The organism is Aeromonas sp. MTB (genome assembly GCF_056632455.1).
The window spans coordinates 4597470-4604116 of the sequence record NZ_CP147026.1 but is presented as its reverse complement, the minus strand read 5'-3'; the positions used below and the strand labels follow the sequence as shown (position 1 = coordinate 4604116).

Here is a 6647-nt window from a genome sequence, read left to right as displayed (position 1 = left end):
TCTAAACTCCTGTCGATTGATTAACTAAAGACCGGCTATTCTACGTTTTTAGCCGCCGGATCTCCAGCCATCGCCCGGTGGATCCAGCAAATAAGATCCTTGACTTTCAAGGATCCAGCGCCTTTGGATCGGATTTCATCCCCAAAGTTACCCACAGCTTGATCCACCGTCCGGATTGGTCGATCCCGTGCTTCTCTCCTGTTATTTCATATAACCAAATGTCATTTATTTTTTAAATTTTATTCCAATAACATCAGGGCCAAACCAGTTATTACAACTACAAATACAAGACATTGAGAGAGAGAAACACCATGAAAACATCCATCAAACTGATTTCCGGCGCAGCCATCCTGCTCGCCACCCTGTCCGGTCAGGCCATCGCCCAGGAGACCATCAAGGTCGGCATGTCTGGCAAATATTTCCCGTTCACCTTCGTCAAGCAGGACAAGCTGCAAGGCTTTGAAGTGGATATGTGGAACCAGATCGGCGAGCGCACCGGCTACAAGGTCGAATTCGTGACCGCCAGCTTCTCCGGCCTGTTCGGCATGCTGGAAACCGGCCGCATCGACACCATCTCCAACCAGATCACCATCACCGACGAGCGCAAGGCCAAGTACGACTTCTCCCAGCCTTACGTCTATGACGGCGCCCAGATCGTGGTACGCAAGGGCAACAGCACCATTCATGGCATCAAGGATCTGGAAGGCAAGAAGGTGGCCGTGAACCTGGGTTCCAACTTTGAAGAGCTGCTGCGCAAGAACGACCCGAACAAGAAGATCGACATCCGCACCTATGACTCCGCCTTCGAGCAGGATGTCGCCCTGGGTCGCATCGATGCCTTCGTGATGGACCGCGTCTCCACCGCCCAGCTGATCAAGGAGTCCAAGCTGCCGCTGCAACAGGCTGGCGCACCGTTCGAGACTATCGAGAACGCCCTGCCCTTCCTGAAGACCCCGGAGAAACAGGCGCTGCTGAAGAAGGTCGACGAGGCCCTGACCGCCATGCGCAAGGATGGCTCCCTGCGTCAGCTCTCCGAGAAATGGTTCGCTTCCGACATCACCGACAAATAAATGATGGAATTTGACCTCGAATACACGCTGGGGCTGTTTCCCATCCTGCTCAAATACCTGGGCACCACGATGGAAATGGCCCTGTGGGGATTCGTGCTGGCACTCGTACTCTCGCTGGCCCTGGCGATAGTACGGGTGTTTCGCGTCCCTGCGATTCACTGGCTGGCGATGCTCTATATCTCGTTCTTTCGGGGTACACCGCTTCTCGTTCAGCTGTTCCTGCTCTACTACGGACTGCCGCAACTATTCCCGATATTCGTGGGGATGGATGCCTTTACCGCCGCCATCGTCGGTCTGACCCTGCACTTCGCCGCCTATATGGCCGAGTCGATCCGCGCAGCCATCCTCGGCATTCACAAAAGCCAGATGGAAGCGGCGCTCAGTATCGGCATGAGCCGTTATCAGGCGATGCAGCGGATCATCCTGCCGCAGGCGGCCCGCATCGCCACCCCGTCGCTGATGAACTACTTCATCGACATGATCAAGAGCACCTCGCTGGCGTTCACCCTGGGAGTAGCCGAGATCATGGGCAAAGCGCAGATGGAAGCCTCCTCCTCCTTCAAGTTCTTCGAGAGCTTTATGGCGGTGGCGCTGATCTACTGGGTGGTGGTGATCTTCTTTACCCGCTTGCAGCATCTGCTGGAAGTCCGTCTCAACCGTGCCTATTAAAGGAGGGCGTTCATGATCAAGCTAACCGGCCTCTCCAAGGCATATCACGGCAATCAGGTGCTCAACGGCATCGATCTGGAGGTCAAAAAGGGGGAAATTGTCGTCATCATCGGCCCCTCCGGCACCGGAAAATCGACCCTGTTGCGCTGCCTGAACCTGCTGGAGACCCCGGATGTGGGCACCCTGGCCATCGACGATCTCGAGCTCAATCTGGCCAAGGCCAGTGAACAGCAGGCGATCGAGCTGCGCAAACGGGCCTCCTTCGTGTTCCAGAACTACGCCCTTTTTGCCAACAAGACGGCGCTCGACAACATCGCCGAAGGGCTGATCACCGTCTGGAAGCAGCCAAAAGCGGAGGCCCGCGCCACAGCGCTCGGCATCCTCAAAGATATTGGTCTCGCCGACAAGCAGGATGCCTATCCGGCCTCCCTCTCCGGCGGCCAGCAGCAGCGGGTCGGCATTGGTCGCGCCATGGCGGCACACTCCAAGGTGATCCTGTTTGATGAGCCCACCTCGGCCCTCGATCCCGAGTGGGTCGACGAGGTTTTGGGACTGATGAAAGAGTTGGCCCGCCAGCACCAGACCATGGTGGTGGTGACTCATGAGATTGAATTTGCTCGTGATGTTGCCGATCGGGTGATCTTCATGGAAGGAGGGCGGATCGTCGAGCAGGGCCCGCCGGATCAGATATTGGTCGATCCCAAGGATCCCCGTACCCGGGAGTTCTTGCGGAAAGTCCTTAAATAGCTCTCTCTTTGGCGGCCTGGCCGCCTTTTTTATTGAGGGATCCCTTGTTTAACCCCGGGTTGCCAGTATAATCCGGAGCCCTTGATCCTCTGGATCCTCACGCTCGGCAGTGGCCTTTTCAAGACCACGGCAGGATGAGAGGGAACGGCGGATTGACTAAAAGCCGAACTCTGTTTAGAATTCGGCCTCTTTTGCTAGTCGTCACACGCTATAGCTGGCGCGTCGGCTAAGTGTGACAATCAAAACTGTACAGAAATACGGAATCGAATCATGAAACGTACTTTTCAACCGTCCAACCTGAAGCGCAAGCGCTCTCACGGTTTCCGCGCCCGCATGGCAACTGCCAACGGTCGTAAAGTTCTGGCCGCTCGTCGTGCCAAGGGTCGTGCCCGCCTGGTAGTCTAATGCCTACCCAGCACACCTTCTCTCGGGAGTTACGTCTGTTAACTCCCGAACACTTCAAACGCGTTTTCGCCGAGCCTGTCCGGGCCGCCTCTCCGCAGATTACCCTTCTCGCTTCTCCCAATTCGCTCGAACACCCTCGTCTTGGTCTCGCTGTGCCCAAAAAAGCACTCAAGCGTGCCGTTTGGCGTAATCGTGTCAAACGGGTGGTTCGGGAAAGTTTCCGCCTCAAACAACATCAGCTGCCCGCTATCGACATCGTGGTGATCGCCAAGGCCGGTGTGAAAGAGATGGATAACGAGGAACTGTTCAAGTTACTGGAAAAGCTATGGCGCACCCTGTCACGCCGTTGCAATGGGTAGCTATCAAACTGATACGCCTGTATCAGCTAATCATTAGCCCTCTGCTCGGGCCGCGCTGCCGTTTTACCCCGACTTGTTCCCAATTTGCGATAGAAGCCATCCGACTTCACGGTTTCATAAAAGGCGTTTGGTTAGCCAGCAAACGTCTATTAAAATGCCATCCCTTATCCGAGGGTGGTTATGACCCGGTTCCGCAACCAAAGCGAAGAAACTGAAAACTATGGAATCACAACGCAATCTACTCCTGATCGGTTTGCTGTTCGTGAGCTTTCTGCTCTGGCAACAGTGGGAGTCCGACAAGGCTCCGAAGCCGGCCCCGACTACCGTGGCCCAAACCGAACATTTCGTACCTGAAGCCGGTCAGACCGGTGATATTCCTCAGGTTTCCGAGCAAGCTAATGCGACTGCCGCACGCAAGCTGATCACCGTCTCCTCTGACGTGCTCAAGCTGACCCTGGACACCCAGGGTGGTGACGTCGTGTCTGCCGAACTGCTGTCTCACAAACTGGAAGAGGGCAAGGACCAACCGTTCGTGCTGCTGACCAGCAAGCCTGAGCACCTCTATATCGCCCAGAGCGGTCTGGTGGGTCGCAACGGTCCGGACAGTCAGGCCGAAGGTCGTCCTACCTATGAAGCCGCCCAGACCAGCTATCAGCTGGCCGATGGTCAGGATCAAGTCGTCGTTCCGATGACCTGGACCGACAGCAAGGGCGTGGTCTTCACCAAGGAGTTCATCCTCAAGCGTGGCGATTATGCCGTTGGCGTTGATTACAAGATCGACAACAAATCTGCCGAGCCGGTTCAGGTGCAGTTCTATGGTCAGCTGAAGCAGACCGTAGCAACGCCGAAGGATCAGGAAGGTCATGCCATGGTAGCCAGCGCTTACCGTGGTGGTGCCTTCTCCACTGAAGATACCCGCTACAAGAAGTACACCTTCGACGAGATGAAGGATGCCGACCTGAACAAGACCACCAAGGGTGGTTGGGTCGCCATGCTGCAACACTACTTCGTCTCTGCCTGGGCACCAAATGCCGACGATACCAACAGCTTCTACAGCCGTGTGATCCCTGGTAAAGGCCAGGCCATCATCGGTTACAAGGCGCCGCTGGTTGACGTGGCTGCCGGCCAACAGGCCGAAGTGACCAGCAAGCTGTGGGTTGGTCCCAAGCTGCAAGACCAGATGGCCAAGGTGGCTAACCACCTCGACCTGACCGTCGACTACGGCTGGCTGTGGTTCATCGCCCAACCGCTGCACTGGCTGCTGACCGTGTTCCACGGTTTCGTCCAGAACTGGGGTCTGGCCATCATCATGCTGACCCTGCTGGTGCGCGGCATCATGTTCCCGCTGACCAAGGCCCAGTACACCTCCATGGCCAAGATGCGCATGCTGCAACCCAAGATTGCGGCCCTGCGCGAGCGCTTCGGCGATGACCGCCAGAAGATGTCTCAGGGCATGATGGAGCTGTACAAGAAGGAGAAGGTCAACCCGCTGGGTGGCTGCCTGCCGATCCTGGTTCAGATGCCGATCTTCATCGCCCTTTACTGGGCACTGATGGAGTCCGTTGAACTGCGTCACGCGCCGTTTGCCCTGTGGATAACTGACCTGTCAGTGAAGGATCCCTTCTTCGTGCTGCCAATCCTCATGGGTGCCTCCATGTGGTATCTGCAGAAGATGAGCCCGACCACCGTAACCGACCCGATGCAGCAGAAAGTGATGCAGTTCATGCCGATCATCTTCACTTTCATGTTCCTATGGTTCCCGGCTGGCCTGACTCTCTACTGGCTGGTGAGCAACGTCATCTCCATCATCCAGCAGACCATCATCTATCGTCAGCTGGAGAAGAAAGGACTGCATTCACGCAGCTAATCTTCCCGTGATGACAAAAGAGGCGGCCTTCGGGCCGCCTTTTTTATTACAATGTCTCCCACTACGTTTTCCTATCAGCGAACAAACGAGCCAAGCAAGATGACAACAGATACGATCGTGGCCCAGGCCACCGCGCCAGGCCGTGGTGGCGTCGGCATAGTCCGGGTCTCCGGCCCCGCCGCCGAACAGGTCGCCGAGATAGTGCTCGGCAAGCTCCCGCGGGTGCGCTACGCCGAATATCTGCCGTTCAAGGATGAGCAAGGCCAGGTATTGGATCAGGGCATCGCCCTGCTGTTCAAAGCCCCCAACAGCTTCACCGGCGAGGATGTGCTGGAGCTGCAGGGCCACGGCGGCCCCGTCATCATGGACATGCTGATCCGCCGCATTCTGAAAATCGACGGCATCCGCCCTGCCCGCCCCGGCGAATTCAGCGAGCGCGCCTTCATCAACGACAAGCTGGATCTGGCCCAGGCCGAAGCTATCGCTGACCTTATCGAAGCCTCCAGCGAACAGGCCGCCCGCAGCGCCATGCACTCCCTGCAGGGGCAGTTCTCCAGCAAAATCCAGCAACTGGTGGAGAGCCTGATCCGGCTGCGTATCTATGTGGAAGCGGCCATCGACTTCCCGGACGAGGAGATCGACTTCCTCTCCGACGGCAAGGTGGCGGGCGACCTCTACGCCATCATGTCCGAGCTGGACGACGTGCGCGGGGAAGCCAAACAGGGCGCCCTGCTGCGGGAAGGGATGAAGGTGGTGATCGCCGGTCGTCCCAACGCCGGCAAATCGAGCCTGCTCAATGCCCTGGCGGGGCGAGAGTCGGCCATCGTCACCGAGATTGCCGGTACCACCCGCGACGTGCTGCGCGAGCACATCCATCTCGATGGCATGCCACTGCACATCATCGACACCGCCGGTCTGCGCGACACTCAGGACAAGGTGGAGCAGATCGGTATCGAGCGCGCCTGGGCCGAGATCGAACAGGCCGATCGGGTGCTGTTTATGGTGGATGGCACCACCACGGATGCGGTTGACCCGCGAGAGATCTGGCCGGAATTTGTTGATCGGTTGCCAAAAAACATCGGCCTCACCGTCATTCGCAACAAAGCTGACCTGACTGGCGAAGATCTGGCACCGAGTCAGGAGCAGGGCCACGCCGTCTACCGCATCTCAGCCAAGACCGAGTTGGGGCTGCCTGCCCTGCGCGAGCACCTGAAAGCCTGCATGGGCTTCCAGGGCAACACCGAAGGGGGCTTTATGGCCCGCCGCCGCCATCTGGATGCGCTGGAGCGTGCCGCCGAGCGCCTGCTGGTAGCCAAAGAGCAGCTGGAAGTGTTCGTGGCTGGCGAGCTGGTGGCCGAAGAGTTGCGCCTGGCGCAGGAGTCCCTCTCCGAGATCACCGGTGAATTCAGCTCCGACGATCTGCTGGGCCGTATCTTCTCCAGCTTCTGCATCGGCAAGTAATGTGGTGAAAAATCAGCAATAAAAAGCAGCCAGTGAGAACATAAGACATTGTAAATATTGGACTTTGTT

8 protein-coding genes are annotated in these 6647 nt (G+C 57.3%); all 8 read left to right on the top strand.

Annotated elements, in window-relative coordinates:
* The first annotated feature begins 311 nt into the window (after window positions 1-311).
* Window positions 312-1070, top strand: a complete 759-nt coding sequence (locus WBR25_RS21105; RefSeq protein WP_479749180.1) for an amino acid ABC transporter substrate-binding protein — start codon at window positions 312-314, stop codon at window positions 1068-1070.
* Window positions 1071-1739, top strand: a complete 669-nt coding sequence (locus WBR25_RS21100; RefSeq protein ID WP_019445518.1) for an amino acid ABC transporter permease — start codon at window positions 1071-1073, stop codon at window positions 1737-1739.
* A gap of 12 nt (window positions 1740-1751) precedes the next feature.
* Window positions 1752-2486, top strand: coding sequence for an amino acid ABC transporter ATP-binding protein (locus tag WBR25_RS21095; RefSeq protein ID WP_479749178.1), 735 nt, complete (start codon window positions 1752-1754; stop codon window positions 2484-2486).
* A gap of 270 nt (window positions 2487-2756) precedes the next feature.
* Entirely contained in the window at window positions 2757-2891 is a 135-nt protein-coding gene (rpmH, locus tag WBR25_RS21090) for a 50S ribosomal protein L34 (protein ID WP_005307156.1), read from the top strand.
* Window positions 2891-3250 (top strand): ribonuclease P protein component, encoded by a 360-nt coding sequence (gene rnpA, locus WBR25_RS21085; protein ID WP_005342318.1) that lies wholly within the window; start codon window positions 2891-2893, stop codon window positions 3248-3250. The genes rpmH and rnpA overlap by 1 nt, the downstream gene beginning before the upstream one ends.
* A complete protein-coding gene (gene yidD, locus WBR25_RS21080; protein ID WP_075116235.1) occupies window positions 3217-3465 on the top strand; it encodes a membrane protein insertion efficiency factor YidD in 249 nt (82 codons plus the stop codon). The genes rnpA and yidD overlap by 34 nt, the downstream gene beginning before the upstream one ends.
* A 5-nt stretch (window positions 3466-3470) precedes the next feature.
* On the top strand, window positions 3471-5117 hold the full coding sequence (yidC, locus tag WBR25_RS21075; RefSeq protein ID WP_005355794.1) for a membrane protein insertase YidC: 1647 nt from the start codon (window positions 3471-3473) through the stop codon (window positions 5115-5117).
* A 99-nt stretch (window positions 5118-5216) separates the two neighbouring features.
* The gene (gene mnmE, locus WBR25_RS21070; RefSeq protein WP_184237112.1) at window positions 5217-6578 is read left to right on the top strand and encodes a tRNA uridine-5-carboxymethylaminomethyl(34) synthesis GTPase MnmE; all 1362 of its coding nucleotides are present in this window, start codon (window positions 5217-5219) and stop codon (window positions 6576-6578) included.
* The last annotated feature ends 69 nt before the right edge of the window (window positions 6579-6647 follow it).

What these genes read in the sequence shown, in the direction of transcription:
- rpmH (WP_005307156.1), top strand. Translation starts at nt 2,757, where the DNA reads ATGAAACGTACTTTTCAACCGTCCAACCTGAAGCGCAAGCGCTCTCAC.
- rnpA (WP_005342318.1), top strand. Translation starts at nt 2,891, where the DNA reads ATGCCTACCCAGCACACCTTCTCTCGGGAGTTACGTCTGTTAACTCCC.
- WBR25_RS21095 (WP_479749178.1), top strand. Translation starts at nt 1,752, where the DNA reads ATGATCAAGCTAACCGGCCTCTCCAAGGCATATCACGGCAATCAGGTG.
- mnmE (WP_184237112.1), top strand. Translation starts at nt 5,217, where the DNA reads ATGACAACAGATACGATCGTGGCCCAGGCCACCGCGCCAGGCCGTGGT.
- WBR25_RS21100 (WP_019445518.1), top strand. Translation starts at nt 1,071, where the DNA reads ATGATGGAATTTGACCTCGAATACACGCTGGGGCTGTTTCCCATCCTG.
- yidD (WP_075116235.1), top strand. Translation starts at nt 3,217, where the DNA reads ATGGCGCACCCTGTCACGCCGTTGCAATGGGTAGCTATCAAACTGATA.
- WBR25_RS21105 (WP_479749180.1), top strand. Translation starts at nt 312, where the DNA reads ATGAAAACATCCATCAAACTGATTTCCGGCGCAGCCATCCTGCTCGCC.
- yidC (WP_005355794.1), top strand. Translation starts at nt 3,471, where the DNA reads ATGGAATCACAACGCAATCTACTCCTGATCGGTTTGCTGTTCGTGAGC.